This window comes from Streptomyces sp. NPDC097981 (genome assembly GCF_040302565.1).
Taxonomy (GTDB): Bacteria; Actinomycetota; Actinomycetes; order Streptomycetales; family Streptomycetaceae; genus Streptomyces.
The window spans coordinates 48,945-68,003 of the sequence record NZ_JBEORW010000005.1; the positions used below are offsets into that span (position 1 = coordinate 48,945).

A 19,059-nucleotide genomic window follows, 5' to 3' on the forward strand; every position below is an offset into this window, starting at 1 on the left:
CCAGGTAAGTACGGCCTTCCTTGCTGGCGGGCGGCAGAAATCGTGCGTAGTTTCGAGGTGTTCAGGGGGAGTGGATGCCTGCGCGTCGGCTTCGCGTACCCACTCGCACGAAAAGGGGAGATACGCCGCATGTCCATCATCGACATCGAAGCACCGCTGCACACCGCGCACCGCGACAACCACACCCACCGTGACGTCAACGGCGGATGGCTGCGGCCGGCCGTCTTCGGTGCCATGGACGGGCTCGTCTCCAACCTCGCCCTGATGACCGGCGTGGCCGGCGGCGCCGTGGCCCCGCAGGTCATCGTGATCACCGGGCTGGCGGGCCTCGCGGCCGGAGCCTTCTCGATGGCGGCCGGCGAGTACACCTCCGTCGCCTCGCAGCGCGAGCTGGTCCTCGCCGAACTCGAAATAGAGCGCCAGCAGTTGCGCAAGCACCCCGTCGACGAGATGGAGGAGCTGGCCGAGCTGTACGTGTCGCGCGGCGTCGAGCCGTCCCTCGCCCGCGAGGTCGCCATGCAGCTGTCCCGCGACCCCGACCAGGCACTGGAGATCCACGCCCGCGAGGAGCTCGGGATCGACCCCGACGACCTGCCGTCGCCGATGGTCGCCGCGGTCTCGTCCTTCGGCTCCTTCGCGCTGGGCGCGCTGCTGCCCGTACTGCCGTACCTGCTCGGCGCCACGTCCCTGTGGCCCGCGGTGCTGCTCGCGCTGGCCGGGCTCTTCGCCTGCGGCGCGGTCGTCTCCCGGGTCACCGCGCGCACCTGGTGGTACAGCGGTCTGCGGCAGCTGCTGCTGGGCGGTGCGGCCGCAGGTGTGACGTACGTCCTGGGAACCTGGATCGGCGGAGCCGTAGGCTGACCGCACTAGCAGTGAGACACTATGCACTGCGCAACATAAGTAGTCCGTTACCCGGCGGTTTCGATTCCATGTCCGTCGGGCATCACACCAGGGCGCGCCGGGCAATGATGCCCATCCAGCGCCGGGACCTTCGCTCCGTGGTGTGCCCTTGATCCGACCGCGAAGGTCTCCACTTTCTGCCTCGTGCCTGTCCGCATGCTGAAACGCCGTATCCGCTTCTCGGGATTGGCGTCATCATGTAACCTGCACGAAATTTCGCAGAGGGCCAACGTCGTCCCTCGGCTATGCACATATGCCACGACGACGACGGGAGAGCCGATGCGTTCCGCATCCACGCACTCCGCGACCGGCCTCAGCACCGCCTGGTCGCCCATGGACGGTCGCCCCGCCCAGCAGGGCATGTACGACCCGCGCAACGAGCACGACGCCTGCGGCGTCGGCTTTGTGGCCAACCTCAGCGGCGAGGCCAGCCACACGCTGGTCGAGCAGGCGCTGACCGTATTGCGGAACCTTGAGCACCGTGGTGCCACCGGCTCCGAGCCGGACTCCGGCGACGGCGCCGGAATCCTGTCCCAGGTCCCGGACGCGTTCCTGCGCGAGGTGGCCGGATTCGAGCTCCCCGAGGCCGGTGCGTACGCCGTCGGCATCGCCTTCCTCCCCGCCGACGGCACCGCACAGGCCGTCGCCGTGGAGCAGATCGAGGCCATCGCCGCCGAGGAGAACCTCACGGTCCTCGGCTGGCGCGAGGTCCCGGTCACCCCTGACCTGCTCGGCAACGGCGCCCGCGCCACCATGCCGGCCTTCTCGCAGCTGTTCGTCAGCAACGGTTCGAGCGGCATCGAGCTGGACCGCAAGGCGTTCGTCCTGCGCAAGCGCGCCGAGCGCGAGGCCGGGGTCTACTTCCCCTCGCTCTCCGCCCGCACCATCGTCTACAAGGGCATGCTCACCACGGGCCAGCTGGAGCCCTTCTTCCCGGACCTCTCCGACCGCCGCTTCGCCTCGACGCTGGCCCTGGTCCACTCGCGGTTCTCGACGAACACCTTCCCGTCCTGGCCGCTGGCCCACCCGTACCGCTTCGTCGCGCACAACGGCGAGATCAACACGGTCAAGGGCAACCGCAACTGGATGAAGGCCCGCGAGTCCCAGCTGGCCTCCGACGCCTTCGGTGACGGCGCGCTGGAGCGGATCTTCCCGATCTGCACCCCGGACGCCTCCGACTCGGCCTCCTTCGACGAGGTCCTGGAGCTCCTGCACCTCGGCGGCCGCTCGCTGCCGCACAGCGTGCTGATGATGATCCCGGAGGCGTGGGAGAACCACACCTCCATGGACCCGGCCCGCCGCGCGTTCTACCAGTACCACTCCACGCTGATGGAGCCCTGGGACGGCCCGGCCTGCGTCACCTTCACCGACGGCACCCAGGTCGGCGCGGTCCTCGACCGCAACGGTCTGCGCCCCGGCCGCTACTGGGTCACCGACGACGGCCTCGTCGTCCTCGGCTCCGAGGTCGGCGTGCTCGACATCGACCCGGCCAAGGTCGTCCGCAAGGGCCGCCTGCAGCCCGGCAAGATGTTCCTCGTCGACACCGCCCAGAAGCGGATCATCGAGGACGACGAGATCAAGGCCGAGCTGGCCGGCGCCGCGCCGTACGCCGAATGGCTCGAGACCGGCGAGATCGAGCTGACGGACCTGCCCGAGCGCGAGCACATCGTCCACACCCACGCCTCGGTCACCCGCCGCCAGCAGACCTTCGGCTACACCGAGGAAGAGCTGCGCGTCATCCTCGCGCCGATGGCCCGTACCGGCGGCGAGCCGCTCGGCTCCATGGGCACGGACTCCCCGATCGCGGCCCTCTCCGAGCGCCCCCGGCTGCTCTTCGACTACTTCACGCAGCTCTTCGCGCAGGTCACCAACCCGCCGCTGGACGCCATCCGCGAGGAGCTCGTCACCTCCCTGCTGTCCTCGCTGGGCCCGCAGGGCAACCTGCTGGAGCCGAACGCCGCGTCCTGCCGCAGCGTCACCCTGCCCTTCCCGGTGATCGACAACGACGAGCTCGCCAAGCTCATCCACGTCAACGCCGACGGCGACATGCCGGGCATGAAGGCCGCCACCCTCTCCGGCCTCTACCGGGTCTCCGGCGGCGGCGAGGCACTGGCCGCCCGCCTGGAGGAGATCCGCGGCGAGGTCGACGCGGCCATCGCGAACGGCGCCCACCTGATCGTCCTCTCGGACCGCCACTCGGACGCCGAGCACGCGCCGATCCCCTCGCTGCTGCTCACCTCCGCCGTGCACCACCATCTCATCGCCACCAAGCAGCGCACCCAGGTGGGCCTGCTGGTCGAGGCCGGCGACGTCCGCGAGGTCCACCACGTCGCCCTGCTCATCGGCTACGGCGCCGCCGCCGTGAACCCGTACCTCGCCATGGAGTCCGTCGAGGACCTGCTGCGCGCCGGTACGTTCCTGTCCGGCCTGGAGCCGGAGCAGGCCATCAAGAACCTGATCTACGCGCTCGGCAAGGGCGTCCTGAAGGTCATGTCCAAGATGGGCATCTCCACCGTCGCCTCCTACCGCGGCGCCCAGGTCTTCGAGGCCGTCGGCCTGAACGAGGAGTTCGTCGGGGCCTACTTCCAGGGCACCGCCACCAAGATCGGCGGCGCCGGCCTGGACGTCATCGCCAAGGAGGTGGCCGCGCGCCACGCCAAGGCGTACCCGGCCTCCGGCATCGCGGCCACGCACCGCGCGCTGGAGATCGGCGGCGAGTACCAGTGGCGCCGCGAGGGCGAGCCGCACCTGTTCGACCCGGAGACGGTCTTCCGCCTCCAGCACGCCACCCGCAACCGCCGGTACGACATCTTCAAGAAGTACACGGGCCGGGTGAACGAGCAGTCCGAGCGCCTGATGACGCTCCGCGGCCTGTTCGGGTTCAAGAGCGAGGACCGCCCGTCGATCTCCATCGACGAGGTCGAGCCGGTCTCCGAGATCGTCAAGCGCTTCTCCACCGGCGCCATGAGCTACGGATCCATCTCGCGCGAGGCTCACGAGACCCTCGCCATCGCCATGAACCAGCTGGGCGGCAAGTCCAACACCGGCGAGGGCGGCGAGGACCCGGACCGCCTGTACGACCCGGCGCGCCGCTCGTCGATCAAGCAGGTCGCCTCCGGCCGCTTCGGCGTCACCAGCGAGTACCTGGTCAACGCGGACGACATCCAGATCAAGATGGCGCAGGGCGCCAAGCCCGGCGAGGGCGGCCAGCTGCCCGGCCACAAGGTCTACCCGTGGGTCGCCAAGACCCGGCACTCCACCCCGGGCGTCGGCCTGATCTCCCCGCCGCCGCACCACGACATCTACTCCATCGAGGACCTGGCTCAGCTGATCCACGACCTCAAGAACGCCAACCCGGCCGCACGCATCCACGTGAAGCTGGTCTCCGAGGTCGGTGTCGGCACCGTCGCCGCGGGTGTCTCCAAGGCCCACGCGGACGTCGTCCTCATCTCCGGCCACGACGGCGGTACGGGCGCCTCCCCGCTCACCTCGCTCAAGCACGCGGGCGGCCCCTGGGAGCTCGGCCTCGCCGAGACCCAGCAGACCCTGCTGCTCAACGGGCTTCGCGACCGCATCGTCGTCCAGACGGACGGCCAGCTCAAGACCGGCCGCGACGTCGTCATCGCCGCGCTGCTCGGCGCCGAGGAGTTCGGTTTCGCGACCGCGCCGCTCGTCGTCTCCGGCTGCGTCATGATGCGCGTCTGCCACCTGGACACCTGCCCGGTCGGCATCGCCACCCAGAACCCGGTGCTGCGCGACCGGTTCTCCGGCAAGCCCGAATTCGTCGTGAACTTCTTCGAGTTCATCGCGGAGGAGGTCCGCGAGCTCCTCGCCGAGCTGGGCTTCCGCACGATCGAGGAGGCTGTCGGCCACGCCGAGCTCCTCGACACCAGCAAGGCCGTCACGCACTGGAAGGCACAGGGTCTCGACCTGGAGCCCCTCTTCTACGTGCCGGAGCTGCCCGAGGGCGCGGTCCGCCACGCCCTGATCGAGCAGGACCACGGCCTGGAGAAGGCGCTCGACAACGAACTCATCGAGCTCGCGGCCGACGCGCTGAACGCCGAGTCCGTCGAGGCGGCCCGCCCGGTCCGCGCCCAGGTCGCGATCCGGAACATCAACCGGACCGTCGGCACCATGCTCGGCCACCAGGTCACCAAGAAGTTCGGCGGTGCGGGCCTGCCCGACAACACCATCGACCTGACCTTCACGGGCAGCGCCGGCCAGTCCTTCGGCGCCTTCCTGCCGAAGGGCATCACCCTCCGCCTGGAGGGCGACGCCAACGACTACGTCGGCAAGGGCCTGTCGGGCGGCCGGGTCGTGGTCCGCCCGGACCGCGGCGCCGACCACCTCGCCGAGTACTCGACCATCGCCGGAAACACCATCGGCTACGGCGCCACCGGCGGCGAGATGTTCCTGCGCGGCCGCACCGGCGAACGCTTCTGCGTCCGCAACTCCGGTGCCCTGGTCGTCTCGGAGGGCGTGGGCGACCACGGCTGCGAGTACATGACCGGCGGCACGGCGGTCGTGCTCGGCGAGACGGGCCGCAACTTCGCGGCTGGCATGTCGGGCGGCGTCGCGTACGTCGTCGACCTCGACATCGACAACGTCAACGTCGGCAACGCAGGCGCCGTGGAGGCCCTCTCCGACACCGACAAGCAGTGGCTGCACGATGTGGTGCGCCGCCACGAGGAGGAGACCGGCTCGACCGTGGCCGCGAAGCTCCTGGCTGACTGGTCCGTCTCGGTGGACCGCTTCAGCAAGATCATCCCGACCACGTACAAGGCAGTGCTCGCCGCCAAGGACGCCGCTGAGCTGGCCGGACTCTCGGAGTCCGAGACCACGGAGAAGATGATGGAGGCGGCGACCCATGGCTGACCCGAAGGGCTTCCTCACCACCCAGCGCGAGACCGCCTGTTCCCGTCCGGTCGCCGACCGGCTGAAGGACTGGAACGAGGTCTACGTTCCGGGCTCGCTGCTGCCGATCATCAGCAAGCAGGCCGGCCGCTGCATGGACTGCGGCATCCCGTTCTGCCACAACGGGTGCCCGCTCGGAAACCTGATCCCGGAGTGGAACGACTTCGCGTACCGCGAGGACTGGTCCGCGGCTTCCGAGCGCCTGCACGCCACGAACAACTTCCCGGAGTTCACGGGCCGCCTGTGCCCCGCTCCGTGCGAGTCGGCGTGCGTCCTCGGCATCAACCAGCCGGCCGTCACCATCAAGAACGTCGAAGTCTCGATCATCGACAAGGCCTGGGACAACGGCGACGTCACCCCGCAGGCGCCGGAGCGCCTGTCCGGCAAGACGGCAGCCGTCATCGGCTCGGGCCCCGCCGGCCTTGCCGCGGCCCAGCAGCTGACCCGGGCCGGCCACACCGTGGTGGTGTACGAGCGCGCGGACCGCATCGGCGGCCTGCTGCGCTACGGCATCCCCGAGTTCAAGATGGAGAAGGTGCACATCAACCGCCGCATCGAGCAGATGCGCGCGGAGGGCACCAAGTTCCGCACCGGCATCGAGATCGGCCGCGACCTGTCCGCGACCGACCTGCGCAAGCGGTTCGACGCGGTCGTCATCGCGGCCGGCGCCACGGTCTCCCGCGACCTCCCGGTCCCGGGCCGCGACCTCAAGGGCATCCACTTCGCGATGGAGTACCTGCCCCTGGCCAACAAGGTCCAGGAGGGTGACTTCGTTGCGCCCCCCATCACGGCCGAGGGCAAGCACGTGGTCGTCATCGGCGGCGGCGACACCGGCGCGGACTGCGTGGGCACCGCCCACCGCCAGGGCGCGGCCTCGGTCACGCAGCTGGAGATCATGCCGAAGCCCGGCGAGGAGCGGAACGCGAACCAGCCCTGGCCGACGTTCCCGATGCTGTACAAGGTCACCTCGGCGCACGAGGAGGGCGGCGAGCGGATCTACTCCGTCTCCACCACCCACTTCGAGGGCGACGAGGACGGCAACGTCCAGTCCCTGCACCTGGTCGAGGTCGAGTTCAAGGACGGCAGGCTGGAGCAGAAGCCGGGCACCGAGCGGGTCCTCCCGGCCCAGCTCGTCACCCTGGCCATGGGCTTCACGGGCACGGACCAGTCCAACGGCCTGGTCCAGCAGTTCGGCCTGGAGCTGGACGAGCGCGGCAACGTCGCCCGCGACGCGTCGTACGCCACCAACGTCGACGGCGTCTTCGTCGCCGGCGACGCGGGCCGCGGCCAGTCCCTGATCGTCTGGGCGATCGCGGAGGGCCGCTCGGCCGCCCGCGGCGTGGACCGCTTCCTGACCGGCACCAGCACCCTCCCGTACCCGGTCAAGCCGACGGACCGCTCCCTGATGGTCTGATCCTCACCGCCGTGCTCGCACCGCTCGGCCGCAGGCGGCCTCCCGGGCTTCGCCCGGCTGCGCCGGCCTCCGGCCGTCGGTGCGGGGCTGGCGCCACGCAAGGCCCCTCCCCGCGGGGAGGATCCCTCATACGGTCCGTACAACGGTGTGCGGAACTCTGACACTGCGCCCGCCATGTCCCCGACCAGGGATGGCGGGCGCAGTGGCGTGTGTGGGGTTATTCGGGCTGGACGACCGTGGCGCCCCAGCGGGTGGACGGGGTCGAGGTCGTCACCCAGGCTCCGAAGCCGCCCTGGAGGCCGGTGCCGAGGGGGACGGTGACGCGGGCCGGGTCGGTCTCGGGGCAGTCGACCGTGAAGGGGGCCGGGTCGCGGTCCGGGTGGTCGTCGAGGCGGAAAGCCACCTCGATGGTGCCGCCGCCCGCGCAGCCGAAGGTGATGAACGTGTCCAGTCGGGGAGAGAGACCGCCGGAGACGAAGCCGCTGGAGCCGGTCTGCCCGGGAATCCAGATCAGCCCGTCGGGCCCCGGGTAGCCGATGATCTCGTCACCCGGTGCGGCCTGGGCCGTGCCGCCCGCAAGTGCCAGCATGAGCGCCGCCGTCAGTGTGGCGATCGCGGCGGTCTTGCCGCGCAGGTGTGCGTGCTTCATGTGATCCCCCATGGTGTCTGCGGTTCCGACTGACACCCGTCACGTTAACCAGCGGCACTGACAGCGGCCTTCGTGCACCTCATCGCCTGATGACAGAGCCCGGGCGGGTGGGCCTCAGCGTCTTCTCTCCAGCCGGCGGGCGGGTCGTCGACCTCGACCGGAACCTCGGCGCTGTGGCGTCGTGCAGTCGTATCAATCCGTTCCGAGGTTTCGTCGACCTGGCGGGGACTACGCTTTTCCGCGGAGCGAGGGCACTGCGGAAGCGGGGAGTTGGCTCATGGTCAAGCCGAAGGACCTGGGTGGGGCGCAGACGCCGGAGGAGTTCGCCCGCGAGGAGCTGCGGCGCCACCGGGAAACGGCCGGGCTGACCCAGGAGGGCCTGGGCGAGCGGATCTTCACGAGTGGGGCGTACGTCGGCCAGATGGAGTGCGGGACGCGGCGGCTGCGGCCGGAGATCGCGGAGCTGATCGACGAGGTGCTCGGCACCGGGGACTACTTCACTCGCCTGGCCAGGGCGTTCAAGTCGAAGCACGTCGAGTACTTCGCCGTCGCGGCCGAGTTGGAACGTCTGGCGACGGCCGTCTACGACTACGCCCCCACGCTGGTTCCCGGCCTGCTCCAGACAGCGGACTATGCGCGCGCCGTCATTCGGGCCGCTAGTCCCACCGGTCTGGCTGAACGTGTCGATTCCCTGATTGCCGCTCGCATAGAGAGTGCCCGACTTCTTGAGGACCCGGTTACCCCCGAATTGTGGGTCGTTCTGCACGAGGCTGTACTGCGGACGGCAGTCGGCGGGCACGCTGTGATGGCTGCTCAGCTGCGGCACATCTCCTCATATGTCCGCACTCATCGGATCACCGTCCAGGTGGTGCCGTTCGCGGCGGGTGCCCATGGTGCTCAGGGAGCGTATGTGCGCATCATGCAGTTCGCTGACGCACCTGACGTGGCCTACACGGAGGGGCCCCACGCCGGGCAGTTGCTCGACTATCCGGCCCTGGTCGGGCGTCACTGGAAGTCATACGATCTTGCCAGGGCTGCCGCGCTGTCGCCGGAGGCTTCACTGGCCTTGATCGAGTCGGTGGCGAAGGAGCATGCGAAGTGTGCGCAGACATGAACGGCCTGTCCTGGCGAAAGTCCTCGTACAGCAACGGGGAGGGCGGCGAGTGCGTCGAGGTGTCCGACGACCTCCCCGGCCTGGTCCCCGTCCGCGACAGCAAGCAGGACGGCGCCGGCCCGGTCCTGACGTTCCCGGCCGCGGCCTGGTCATCCTTCGTCCGGGGCGTGAAGACCTGGGCCTGACCGGCCCGGGCCGGTTTCACTCGTGCAGGTGACGCACCCCGGCGGGCACGTCTGGGCCGGGATGAGCCGGACGGACCAGCTGCAGGGATTCCGGGTCCGGTTGAGGGGCGCCGGGTCACGGCTCAGTGGGCCGGCCCGCGCCGAGCCCACCAGTACCTCGGCGACCACGACGAGACGTACGACGGGGCCACGATCAACATCGACAGCAGTCGGATCGACATCGACCCCGCCGCCCCCGGCGCTCCCGCGCAGGCAGCCGAGCCGCGTCTCAGCCAGCCGGTTCCTCGCGCGGCGGTTCGTCGTCGTTGCCACGGCGGATGGTGCGCAGACCGTGCGCCGGGGTCCACGAGCGCACCACCAGGTCGTCCCCGTCGATGCCGACGCGGACCACCTCCGTCAGGTCCGCGTAGAAGAGGTGGAAGGGGTGCGGGGTCTCCGTCTCCTCCGCGTACCGGTGCAGCTCGGGCGGGTCCACGAGCTCGATCGCGCGCCCGGAGATCCGTACGTCCCCGTCCGGCATCTCCTCGCCCTCGCCGGGGTTGGTGTGCAGCGCGAAGCGCGGGTCGCGCTGCAGGTCCCTGGCCTTCAGGGAGCCCGGCATCATGCCGAGCCACAGCTCCCCACCGCGGATGTCGACATTGAGACCGCTCACCCGGGGGGAGCCGTCCTTGCGGAGGGTGGCAAGGACATGGTGCGGGTACTGCGCGAAGCGGGCCCGGACCGCCTCCGCGAATTCCGGCTCCGCCTTCTCGAACGCTGCCCAGTTGATGTGCGTCATACGCCCATCAAAGCGCCTGGCACCGACAGCGGCGGCTCAGGCGCGCACGATGCCCGCCGCGCGGGCCGCTGCCAGCCAGGACGGGAACTCCATGACCAGCCGGTCGAACAGCACCGGGTCCGGTACCTCGCGCGGGTCCGGCCCCGCGTGGAAGTAGCCCGCGTTGTCCACCACCCGCCGGGCCGGCACCGGCAGTTCGTCCAGCCGCCGCAGGAAGTCGAACTGTGAGCTGCGCGTCTGGCCGAAGCCGACGAACTGCCAGAACAGCGGGAGCCGGGCCGCCTTGCACAGGTACCTCTCCGCCGCGAGCTTGTTGACCGGGCCGCCGTCCGTCTGGAAGACGACGAGTGCGGGTTTCACCGATCCCGAATCCAGATAGTGGTCCATCACCGCGTCCATCACCGCGTGGTACGCCGTCTTGCCCATCCCTGATCTTGCGTGGGTATCCCCGGCTTCAGCCGGGGAGGGAAACGCATCCTTGGCCCGGAGGCGCGGAGCGCCGGAGTTCTCTGCACCTCTGGGTTGACGGTCAGGCGGGCCGCTTCTGGCCCTCGATGTACTGGCGGGTCACGGTCAGCGGTGCGCCGCCGCAGGACCCGGCGAAGTACGAGCGTGACCAGAACGCAGACCCCGTGCCGATCCGGTTGATCCGGCCGGTGTACTCCGCCCGCAGATACCTGGAGCTGACGCCCTTGAGCGAGTTGATCAGCTTCGACAGGGCAACCTTCGGCGGGTAGTGCACCAACAGGTGGACATGGTCGGCTTCGCCGTTGAACTCGCGCAGCTCGGTCTCGAAGCTGCCGCATACCTCCCGCATGATCTCTTCACACCGCTTGAGCATGTCGTCATCGAATACATCACGCCGATATCTGGTCACGAACACCAAGTGTGCGTGCAAGTTACAGGCGACATGTCGTCCCGTGCGGACATCAGGGTTTGGTTCCCAGCGTGGTGTCATACACCAAGGCCAGTATGGTCAAGCGAACTTGACCGAAGGGGGTGGGCTGGGTGATCCGTGCGTACAAGTTCCTCATGAGGCCCACCGTGGGCCAGCAGATCGCGCTCGGTGAGATGCTGCGGGATCACTGCTCGCTCTACAACGGCGCGTTGCAGGAACGCCGGGATGCCTACCGGCACGCGTCAAAGACGTCCGTGAAGTACGGGATGCAGTCGGCGCAGCTCAGGGACATCCGGGCGTTCGACCCGGAGCGTCAGGGCCGCTGGTCCTTCTCCTCGCAGCAGGCCACCTTGCGCCGTCTGGACAAGGCGTTCGCCGCGTTCTTCCGCCGGATCAAGGCCGGTGACACGCCGGGCTACCCGCGTTTTCGCGGGGTGAACTGGTTCGACACTGTTGACTTCCCCAAGGACGGCGACGGCTGCCGGTGGGACTCCACCCCGCACGACCCCGTCACCCGCGTCCGCTTCCAGGGCGTCGGTCACGTCAAGGTCAACCAGCACCGTGCGGTGGCCGGCAAGGTCAAGACCGTGTCGGTCAAGCGTGAGGGACGTAAGTGGTTCGTCGTGCTCACTGCCGAGCAGGAGCAGCCCGAGCCGCTTCCCGCGACGGGCAGTGTGGTCGGGATCGACCTGGGCATCGCCTCGTTCCTCACCACGTCCAACGGCGAGCACATCCCAAACCCGCGCCACGCCCGCAAGGCCGCCAAGAGGCTCGAAGCCGCACAGCGTCGCCTGCGGCCACACCGCGCACGCCGACGTCGTCGGAGCGCTCAACGTTCTACGGGCCGGGCTGGTCCGTCGCGACGCCAACCAGGCATAGCGAGAAGCCCCCTCGTTCACGAGGGGGAGGAGTCACCTTGCGGAGGTCGATCGCGCTGCCCGTCATGGCCCGAGGGTACGTCAGCCGGGGGCCGTGGAACCCCGGCGGCGGCGCACGCGGATGTCCCCGGCATGATGTGCTCATGTCGATGTTGCTCCGCAACCTCCTCGTCCTGGCGATGGAGTTCGGCGCCGCGCTGCTGCTGCGCGAGCCGGACGCCCCCTGGATCCCGGTCCTGCTGGCCGTCTTTGTCGTCGGCTCGGGCGTACTGCACGGCACCGAGGCCGAGTTCGTGCCCCGGTTCCTGGTCGCACTGACCGCGGTGGGCGTCGCCGAACTGGGCAGCCGGGCCTGGGCCTCGCCGGACGCCCTCTGGGCGGCCGGAACCGGGGGCGCGATCCTCCTGGCCGTCCAGACGCTGATCCTGCTCCGCTACTCCTCGCGCCGCTCCGCGTGAACCGAAACCCGCTGGTCAGGCGGGATCGGCCGGGTCTAGGGTCCATCCCCATGAACACGACCAGGCCCACGACCACCCTCTGGCGCCCGACCGGCCCGGTGGAGCTCGACCTCGTCCGCGCGCTCGACTGGCGGGGCTGGCCGCCGAGGCTGCCGGAGCAGCCGATCTTCTACCCCGTCCTGAACGAGGACTACGCGATCCGCATCGCCCGCGACTGGAACGTCAAGCACAGCGGCGCGGGATTCGTGACGCGCTTCGAGGTCGACACCGGGTTCCTGGCCCGGTACCCGGTCAGGCAGGCGGGCGGGGAGACGATCCTGGAGCTGTGGGTGCCGGCGGAGGAGCTGGACGAGTTCAACGCGCACATCGTGGGCCGGATCGAAGTGGTCCGCGAGTTCCGCTGAGCCGGGGCCGCCCCGCCCGGCCGTCGGCGGAAAAACCCTTCACCGCGGGGCGGAGATCGAAAACAATGGCGGTATGACGTCCACATTGCCGCCCCGCATCCGCGCCCGGTCCTTCGACACCGCCGCCCCGCTGTACTCGGCGAACCGGCCCGGGTATCCGGAGGAGCTGTTCGACGCCCTTGAGGTGCTGGCCGGGCGGCCGCTGCGGGGGGCCAGGGTCGCCGACGTGGGGGCCGGGACCGGGATCGCCACCGGGCTGCTGCACGCCCGCGGGGCGGACGTCGTCGCCGTCGAGCCCGGCGACGGCATGGCCGCCGAGTTCCTGCGCACGAACCCCCGGATCCCGCTCGTACGCGGGGACGGCGACCGGCTGCCGCTCGTCACCGCCGGGTTCGACCTCCTCACGTACGCCCAGGCCTGGCACTGGACCGACCCCGCCCGCTCCGTCCCCGAGGCCCGGCGCGTGCTGCGCCCCGGCGGTGCGCTCGCGCTCTGGTGGAACGACATGGACCCCGCGGTCCCGTGGATCGCCGAGCAGGACGAGCGGATCCGGGCCCTGTTCAACGCCGACGGGGCCACCTTCCGCGGCCTGCCCGCCCGGTTGGACTTCACCACCCGCGAAGTGCGCTGGTCGCGCCGGATCCCGCTCGACGTCCACCTCGCCAACCACGCCAGCCACTCCGCCTTCCTGATGCTCGGCCCGGCCGGCACCCGGGAGTTCCTGGACGCGGAACGGGCCCGGCTGACCGCCCTGTTCCCCGACGGGACGGTCGAGGAGCGCTACGTCGTCACCCTCAGCGTGGCCGTCATATGAGCCGGCAGCCCGGAGCGGGACACCCCGCCGCGCGCCCGTTCCTCCTGGCCAACGAGGGCCTCGCCCTCGTACTGGAGCTGGTGGCCTTCGGCGCCCTCACCTGGTGGGGCTCCACCACCGGGCTCTGGCTCGCCGTGGCCGCGCCGCTCGCCGCCGCCGTGCTGTGGGGGGCGTTCGCCGCGCCCAAGGCCCGCTTCGCCGTCCCGCTCGCCGCGCAGCTCGCGGTGAAGGCGCTGGTGTTCGGCGCCGCCGCCCTCGCGCTCCTCGCGCTCGGGCAGCGGGCAGGGAGCCTCTGGTTCGCCGGAATCGTCCTGGTGAACACCGCTCTCGCCACGTACTACCGCCTTCGCTACCGCCCCGGCTACCACTCCCGTTCCTGAAGCACCGCCGTCCGGCACGCCGCCGGCGACCCCCACGCATCGCGCAGCGGCCGGGCCTTGCGCAGCCACAGGGACAGGTCGAGCTCTTCCGTGTAGCCGACGGCCCCGTGGAGCTGCAGCGCCGTCATGGCCGCCGCGTACGCCGCCTCGCCCGCGGCCAGCTTCGCCGCCGCGGCCTCCCACGGTGCCGGGCCCAGCGCCGCCGCCCACACCAGCGGCCGCGCGAATTCGAGGGCCAGCAGCGTGTCCGCCAGCCGGTGCTTGACCGCCTGGAAGCCGCCGATCGGCGTGCCGAACTGCGTGCGCTGCTTCGCGTACTCCACCGTGCGGGCCAGCAGGGCCTCGCCCACCCCCAGGCACTGGGCCGCCGTCAGCAGCCGCGCCCACGTCAGGGCCGTGCCCGCCGCCGCCAGGACCCGGGGGCCGGCGGCCAGCAACTCCCCGTCCGCCGCGGGCGGGTACAGCCGGCGCGCCGGGTCCGTGGACCGCAGCAGCCCGCCCTCCCCGCCCGCGGAGCCACTCGCGACGCGGAGCTCGCCCGCCGCCGACACCGTGAAGCAGTGCGCCGCCGCGTCCGCGTCGAGGGCGTACGGACCCCCGCCGGGCAGCGTCAGCGTGGCCAGGGCCCCGCCCGCCACCAGCCCCGGCAGGAAGCGTTTCGCCGGCCCCTCCTCCCCGGCCTCCCCGAGCGCCGACAGGAGCACGGCCGCCGCGGCCGTCTCCACCACCGGGCCCGGCATCCCCGCCCGGCCCAGCTCCACGAAACCGACGGCCAGTTCCGCCGGCAGCAGCCCCAGCCCTCCCAGGTCGCCGTACGCCTCGTCCGCCGCGAGCGCGAACAGGCCCGTCCCCGCGAGCCGCGACCACACCGCCCGCCCCGGTCCGTGGTCCCCGGCGCCCCAGGCCCGTACGGCCGCCGGGACGTCCGAGGCGCCGAGCAGGCCGTGCAGCGTACGGGCGAAGTCCGACTGTTCGGCGGTCGGCAGGAAGCGCATCAGCGGCGGCCCTTCGGGAGGCCGAGCAGACGCTCGGCGATGATGTCGCGCTGGATCTCGTTCGTGCCCGCGTAGATCGGCCCGGCCAGCGAGAAGATCCAGGGCTCCGCCCACGCGCCCTCCGCCAGCTCCGCGTCCGCGCCCAGCAGGTCCAGCGCCGTCTCGTGCAGGGCGATGTCGTACTGCGACCAGAACACCTTGTTCAGGCTGGACTCGGCGCCGATCGCCTCACCCGCCGCGAACCGCGCGGCACCCGCCCACGTGAACAGCTCGTACGCGCGCGCCCCGACCACCGCGTCCGCCACCCGGTCGCGCAGCGCAGTGTCCGCCGGGTCCCCGGCCGCCCGCCACAGGGCGACCAGCCGGTCCGCCGCCGCAAGGAACCGCCCCGGCGAGCGCAGCGTCAGCCCGCGCTCGTTGCCCGTCGTCGACATGGCGATCCGCCAGCCCTGTCCCGGCTCCCCGATCACGTCCGCGTCCGGTACGAAGACCTCGTCGAGGAAGAGCTCGGCGAAGGCGGGCTTCCCGTCCAGCCGGCCGATGGGCCGCACCGTCACCCCCGGCGCCCGCAGGTCGAACATCAGGTACGTCAGGCCCTGGTGCGGTTTCGCGGCCCCCGGATCCGTACGGAAGATCCCGAAGGCCCGGTCCGCGAAAGCCGCCCGCGAGGACCAGGTCTTCTGCCCCGACAGCAGCCAGCCGCCCCCGGCGCGCACCGCCCGCGACGTCAGCGAGGCCAGGTCGGAGCCCGACTCCGGCTCCGACCAGGCCTGCGCCCAGATCACCTCGCCGCTCGCCATCGGCGGCAGCACCCGGGCCCGCTGCTCGGGCGTCCCGTGGTCGAAGAGGGTCGGCGCGAGGAGGCTGATGCCGTTCTGGGAGACCCGGCCGGGCGCGCCCGCCGCCCAGTACTCCTCCTCGAAGACCAGCCACCGCTCGATGTCGGCGCCCCGGCCTCCGTACTCCTCGGGCCAGGACACCGCCGACCAGCGGTCCGCGTGGAGGCGGGCCTCCCACGCGCGGTGCGCCGCGAAGCCCTCCGCCGTCTCCAGGGAGGGGAGGGGGGACGCGGGCACGTGCCGGGCCAGCCAGGCCCGGGCCTCGGCCCGGAAGGCCGCCACCTCCGGTGCATGGGTCAGATCCATCGGGTGCCCGCCCCTCCACGCTTCCCTAACAAGTGTTTGGTAGGTTAGCGTACGGCCATGACCAGCGTCGAGGAGTGCGCATGAACGAGCCCCGCTACGTGGCCGGCCACCGCCTGCTGGAAGGCCGCAGCGCCGTCATCACCGCCGCAGCCGGGGCCGGGATCGGCGGAGCCACCGCCCGCCGCTTCCTGGAGGAGGGCGCCCGCATCGTCATCGGCGACGCGCACGCCCGCCGCCTGAAGGAGACCGAAGAAGCCCTAGCCGCCGAGTTCGGCGCCGGCCGCGTCACCTCCCTGCCGTGCGACGTCACCGACGAGGGCCAGGTCAGGGCCCTGTTCGCGCTGGCCGAGGAAACCCACGGAGCCCTGGACGTCGTCGTCAACAACGCCGGCCTCGGCGGCACCACCGCCCTCGTCGACATGACCGACGAACAATGGGGCAAGGTCCTCGACGTCACCCTGAACGGCACCTTCCGCTGCACCCGCGCCGCCCTGCGCTCCTTCAAGGCGGCCGGCACCGGGCGCGGGGTCGTCGTCAACAACGCCTCCGTCGTCGGCTGGCGCGCCCAGACCGGCCAGGCCCACTACGCCGCCGCCAAAGCCGGGGTGATGGCCCTGACCCGCTGCGCGGCGCTGGAGGCGGCCGAGTTCGGCGTACGGGTCAACGCGGTCGCCCCGAGCCTGGCCATGCACCCGCACCTGGTGAAGGTCACCAGCGAGGAACTGCTGCGCGACCTGACGGCCCGCGAGGCCTTCGGCCGGTACGCCGAGCCGTGGGAGGTCGCCAACGTCATCGTGTTCCTGGCCAGCGGCTACGCGTCGTACATGACGGGCGAGACCGTCCCGGTCAGCAGCCAGCGCGCATAGGCCGAGAATGGGCGCGTGCCAACGAACCAGCCGACCCGGCCGACAGCCAAGAAGAAGCCCCAGGTGACGGCCTCGCCCGAGCGCCGGCGCGAGCTCCTCGACACCGCCGCCGAGGTCTTCGCCGCGCAGGGCTACAACGCCACCACCGTCCGCAAGATCGCCGACGCCGCCGGCATGCTCGCCGGCAGCCTCTACTACCACTTCGATTCCAAGGAATCGATGCTCGACGAGATCCTCTCGGCCTTCCTGACCGAGCTGTGGGAGGGGTACGACACCGTCCTCGCCGCCGGCCTCGGCCCCAGGGAGACCATCGAGGCCCTCGTCACCGAGTCCTTCCGGGAGATCGACCGGCACCGCGCCGCCGTCGCGATCTACCAGAAGGAGTCCCGGCACCTGTCCGCGCAGCCCCGCTTCCACTACCTGTCCGACTCGCAGGTGAAGTTCGAGAACGCCTGGCTGGGGACGCTGGAGCGCGGGGTCGCCGCCAAGGTCTTCCGGGCCGACCTCGACATCCGCCTCACCTACCGCTTCGTCCGCGACACGGTGTGGGTGGCGGCGTCCTGGTACCGGCCGGGAGGACAGCACAGCCCCGAGGAGATCGCCCGGCAGTACCTGTCGATGGTGCTGGACGGGATCGCCGTACGCAGCTGACCCGACCGATCAGAGGAGTCCCGATGCCCGAGGCCTACATAGTCGACGCGGTACGCACCCCCGTGGGGCGCAGAGGAGGCGGCCTGTCCGCCGTCCACCCGGCCGACCTGGGCGCACACGTCCTGAAGGCGCTCGTCGAGCGGTCCGGGGTGGACCCGGCCGCCGTGGAGGACGTGGTGTTCGGCTGCCTCGACACGGTGGGCCCGCAGGCCGGGGACATCGCGCGGACGGCGTGGCTGGCGTCCGGCCTGCCCGAGGAGGTGCCCGGGGTGACGGTGGACCGCCAGTGCGGGTCCTCGCAGCAGGCCGTCCACTTCGCGGCGCAGGGCGTGCTCTCCGGGACCCAGGACCTGGTCGTCGCGGGCGGCACCCAGAACATGTCGATGATCCCGATCGCCTTCGCCTCCCGGCAGGCGGCGGAGCCGCTCGGCCTCACGGAAGGCCCGTACGCGGGCAGCGAGGGCTGGCGGGACCGCTACGGGGACGCGCCGGTGAACCAGTTCCACGGAGCCGAGCTGATCGCGCAGAAGTGGGGGATCACGCGCCGCGACATGGAGGAGTTCGCCCTGCGGTCCCACCGGCGGGCGCTGCGGGCGATCGACGAGGGGCGTTTCGAGCGGGAGATCGTGCCGTACCGGTACGTGGCGGTCGACGAGGGCCCTCGCCGGGACACCTCGCTGGAGAAGATGGCGGCCCTGAAGCCGGTGATGGAGGGCGGCACCATCACCGCGGCCGTCTCCTCCCAGGTCTCGGACGGCGCGGCGGCGATGCTGATCGCCTCCGAGCGGGCGGTGGAGGAGCACGGCCTGACACCCAGGGCGCGAATCCACCACCTGTCGGTGCGGGGCGAGGACCCGATCCGCATGTTGTCGGCGCCGATCCCGGCGACGGCGCACGCCCTGAAGAAGACCGGCATGTCGATGGCCGACATCGACCTGGTGGAGATCAACGAGGCGTTCGCCCCCGTCGTCCTGGCCTGGCTGAAGGAGACCGGCGCCGACCCCGATCGGGTGAACGTCAACGGCGGGGCCATCGCCCTGGGCCACCCGCTGGGTGCCACGGGGGTGAAGCTGATGACCACGCTGCTCCACGAACTGGAGCGCACGGGCGGCCGGTTCGGCCTCCAGACGATGTGCGAGGGCGGCGGCCAGGCCAACGTGACCATCATCGAGCGGCTGTAGTCCTGCGCCCCCGGTGCCGCCGCCGGGGGCTCCGCCCCCGGCCCGCGCCGAGGTGTGCTAGCTTTAGGAGCGTTGCAGTTGTGGTACCCATGAACTTTATGTGCGCCTGACGGGAATGCTCCGCAGGCGCTTTTATTGTTTTGCCGGACTCTCCGGATGGGGCCCTTTGCCGCCTATTCAGGAGATTCAAAATGGCACTTGGCACCGTGAAGTGGTTCAACTCGGAAAAGGGCTTCGGCTTCATCGAGCAGGACGGCGGCGGCCCGGACGTCTTCGCCCACTACTCGAACATCGCCACCCAGGGCTTCCGTGAGCTCACCGAGGGCCAGCGCGTGTCCTTCGACGTCACCCAGGGCCAGAAGGGCCCCCAGGCGGAGAACATCATCCCCGCCTAAGTTCTTCAGCATGCCGGGGTCCGCACCGCGAGGTGCGGGC

General features: G+C 70.9%; 18 protein-coding genes and 2 pseudogenes. 14 read left to right on the top strand and 6 right to left on the bottom strand.

Going from position 1 to position 19,059, the window contains the following annotated elements:
• Positions 1-129 precede the first annotated feature (129 nt).
• From ABTY04_RS06540 to ABTY04_RS06550, 3 genes are all read left to right on the top strand, one after another.
• A complete protein-coding gene (locus tag ABTY04_RS06540; RefSeq protein ID WP_352212211.1) occupies positions 130-861 on the top strand; it encodes a VIT1/CCC1 transporter family protein in 732 nt (243 codons plus the stop codon).
• Positions 862-1,233: 372 nt separating this feature from the next.
• Positions 1,234-5,775: a glutamate synthase large subunit gene (gene gltB, locus ABTY04_RS06545; RefSeq protein ID WP_352212411.1), complete on the top strand. Its 4,542-nt coding sequence runs from the start codon at positions 1,234-1,236 to the stop codon at positions 5,773-5,775.
• Complete coding sequence (locus ABTY04_RS06550; RefSeq protein WP_352212212.1) at positions 5,768-7,228, top strand: glutamate synthase subunit beta; 1,461 nt, start codon at positions 5,768-5,770, stop codon at positions 7,226-7,228. The genes gltB and ABTY04_RS06550 overlap by 8 nt, the downstream gene beginning before the upstream one ends.
• A gap of 217 nt (positions 7,229-7,445) precedes the next feature.
• On the opposite strand, the gene ABTY04_RS06555 is transcribed toward ABTY04_RS06550, so the two are convergent.
• Complete coding sequence (locus ABTY04_RS06555; protein ID WP_352212213.1) at positions 7,446-7,877, bottom strand: hypothetical protein; 432 nt, start codon at positions 7,875-7,877, stop codon at positions 7,446-7,448.
• A 277-nt stretch (positions 7,878-8,154) separates the two neighbouring features.
• Between ABTY04_RS06555 and ABTY04_RS06560 the strand changes: the two genes are divergently transcribed.
• Both ABTY04_RS06560 and ABTY04_RS06565 read left to right on the top strand, forming a co-directional pair.
• Complete coding sequence (locus ABTY04_RS06560) at positions 8,155-8,991, top strand: helix-turn-helix domain-containing protein (protein WP_352212214.1); 837 nt, start codon at positions 8,155-8,157, stop codon at positions 8,989-8,991.
• Positions 8,976-9,176, top strand: a complete 201-nt coding sequence (locus tag ABTY04_RS06565; protein ID WP_352212215.1) for a DUF397 domain-containing protein — start codon at positions 8,976-8,978, stop codon at positions 9,174-9,176. Before ABTY04_RS06560 ends, ABTY04_RS06565 begins: the two co-directional genes overlap by 16 nt.
• Positions 9,177-9,444: 268 nt before the next feature.
• Here ABTY04_RS06565 and ABTY04_RS06570 read toward each other — a convergent pair whose 3' ends face one another.
• The 3 genes and pseudogenes from ABTY04_RS06570 to tnpA all read right to left on the bottom strand — a co-directional run bounded on the left by ABTY04_RS06570 (position 9,445) and on the right by tnpA (position 10,912).
• Positions 9,445-9,954 (bottom strand): pyridoxamine 5'-phosphate oxidase family protein, encoded by a 510-nt coding sequence (locus ABTY04_RS06570; RefSeq protein ID WP_352212216.1) that lies wholly within the window; start codon positions 9,952-9,954, stop codon positions 9,445-9,447.
• Positions 9,955-9,990: 36 nt separating this feature from the next.
• Positions 9,991-10,407 (bottom strand): annotated as a pseudogene (locus ABTY04_RS06575) (VWA domain-containing protein); the annotation flags it as partial.
• A gap of 76 nt (positions 10,408-10,483) precedes the next feature.
• Entirely contained in the window at positions 10,484-10,912 is a 429-nt protein-coding gene (tnpA, locus tag ABTY04_RS06580; RefSeq protein ID WP_352212217.1) for an IS200/IS605 family transposase, read from the bottom strand.
• Positions 10,913-10,962: 50 nt separating this feature from the next.
• Here tnpA and ABTY04_RS06585 point away from each other — a divergent pair.
• The 5 genes and pseudogenes from ABTY04_RS06585 to ABTY04_RS06605 all read left to right on the top strand — a co-directional run.
• Positions 10,963-11,700, top strand: a pseudogene (locus ABTY04_RS06585) (RNA-guided endonuclease InsQ/TnpB family protein); the annotation flags it as partial.
• 173 nt (positions 11,701-11,873) lie between these two features.
• Positions 11,874-12,188: a hypothetical protein gene (locus ABTY04_RS06590; protein ID WP_352212422.1), complete on the top strand. Its 315-nt coding sequence runs from the start codon at positions 11,874-11,876 to the stop codon at positions 12,186-12,188.
• A 50-nt stretch (positions 12,189-12,238) separates the two neighbouring features.
• Complete coding sequence (locus ABTY04_RS06595; RefSeq protein WP_352212218.1) at positions 12,239-12,592, top strand: hypothetical protein; 354 nt, start codon at positions 12,239-12,241, stop codon at positions 12,590-12,592.
• Positions 12,593-12,665: 73 nt separating this feature from the next.
• Complete coding sequence (locus tag ABTY04_RS06600; protein ID WP_352212219.1) at positions 12,666-13,406, top strand: class I SAM-dependent methyltransferase; 741 nt, start codon at positions 12,666-12,668, stop codon at positions 13,404-13,406.
• The gene (locus tag ABTY04_RS06605) at positions 13,403-13,786 is read left to right on the top strand and encodes a YrdB family protein (protein WP_352212220.1); all 384 of its coding nucleotides are present in this window, start codon (positions 13,403-13,405) and stop codon (positions 13,784-13,786) included. The genes ABTY04_RS06600 and ABTY04_RS06605 overlap by 4 nt, the downstream gene beginning before the upstream one ends.
• Here the strand turns inward: ABTY04_RS06605 and ABTY04_RS06610 are convergent.
• Together ABTY04_RS06610 and ABTY04_RS06615 are read right to left on the bottom strand one after the other, a co-directional pair.
• A complete protein-coding gene (locus tag ABTY04_RS06610; RefSeq protein WP_352212221.1) occupies positions 13,768-14,781 on the bottom strand; it encodes an acyl-CoA dehydrogenase family protein in 1,014 nt (337 codons plus the stop codon). The genes ABTY04_RS06605 and ABTY04_RS06610 overlap by 19 nt on opposite strands.
• Complete coding sequence (locus tag ABTY04_RS06615; protein ID WP_352212222.1) at positions 14,781-15,926, bottom strand: acyl-CoA dehydrogenase family protein; 1,146 nt, start codon at positions 15,924-15,926, stop codon at positions 14,781-14,783. The genes ABTY04_RS06610 and ABTY04_RS06615 overlap by 1 nt, the downstream gene beginning before the upstream one ends.
• A gap of 80 nt (positions 15,927-16,006) precedes the next feature.
• On the opposite strand from ABTY04_RS06615, the gene ABTY04_RS06620 reads away from it, so the two are divergent.
• The 4 genes from ABTY04_RS06620 (at position 16,007) to ABTY04_RS06635 (ending at position 19,019) form a co-directional block, all read left to right on the top strand.
• Positions 16,007-16,792: an SDR family oxidoreductase gene (locus tag ABTY04_RS06620; RefSeq protein WP_352212223.1), complete on the top strand. Its 786-nt coding sequence runs from the start codon at positions 16,007-16,009 to the stop codon at positions 16,790-16,792.
• A 15-nt stretch (positions 16,793-16,807) separates the two neighbouring features.
• Positions 16,808-17,443 (top strand): TetR/AcrR family transcriptional regulator, encoded by a 636-nt coding sequence (locus ABTY04_RS06625; RefSeq protein ID WP_352212224.1) that lies wholly within the window; start codon positions 16,808-16,810, stop codon positions 17,441-17,443.
• Positions 17,444-17,466: 23 nt separating this feature from the next.
• Entirely contained in the window at positions 17,467-18,624 is a 1,158-nt protein-coding gene (locus tag ABTY04_RS06630) for an acetyl-CoA C-acetyltransferase (protein WP_352212225.1), read from the top strand.
• A gap of 191 nt (positions 18,625-18,815) precedes the next feature.
• Complete coding sequence (locus tag ABTY04_RS06635) at positions 18,816-19,019, top strand: cold-shock protein (protein ID WP_030028954.1); 204 nt, start codon at positions 18,816-18,818, stop codon at positions 19,017-19,019.
• The last annotated feature ends 40 nt before the right edge of the window (positions 19,020-19,059 follow it).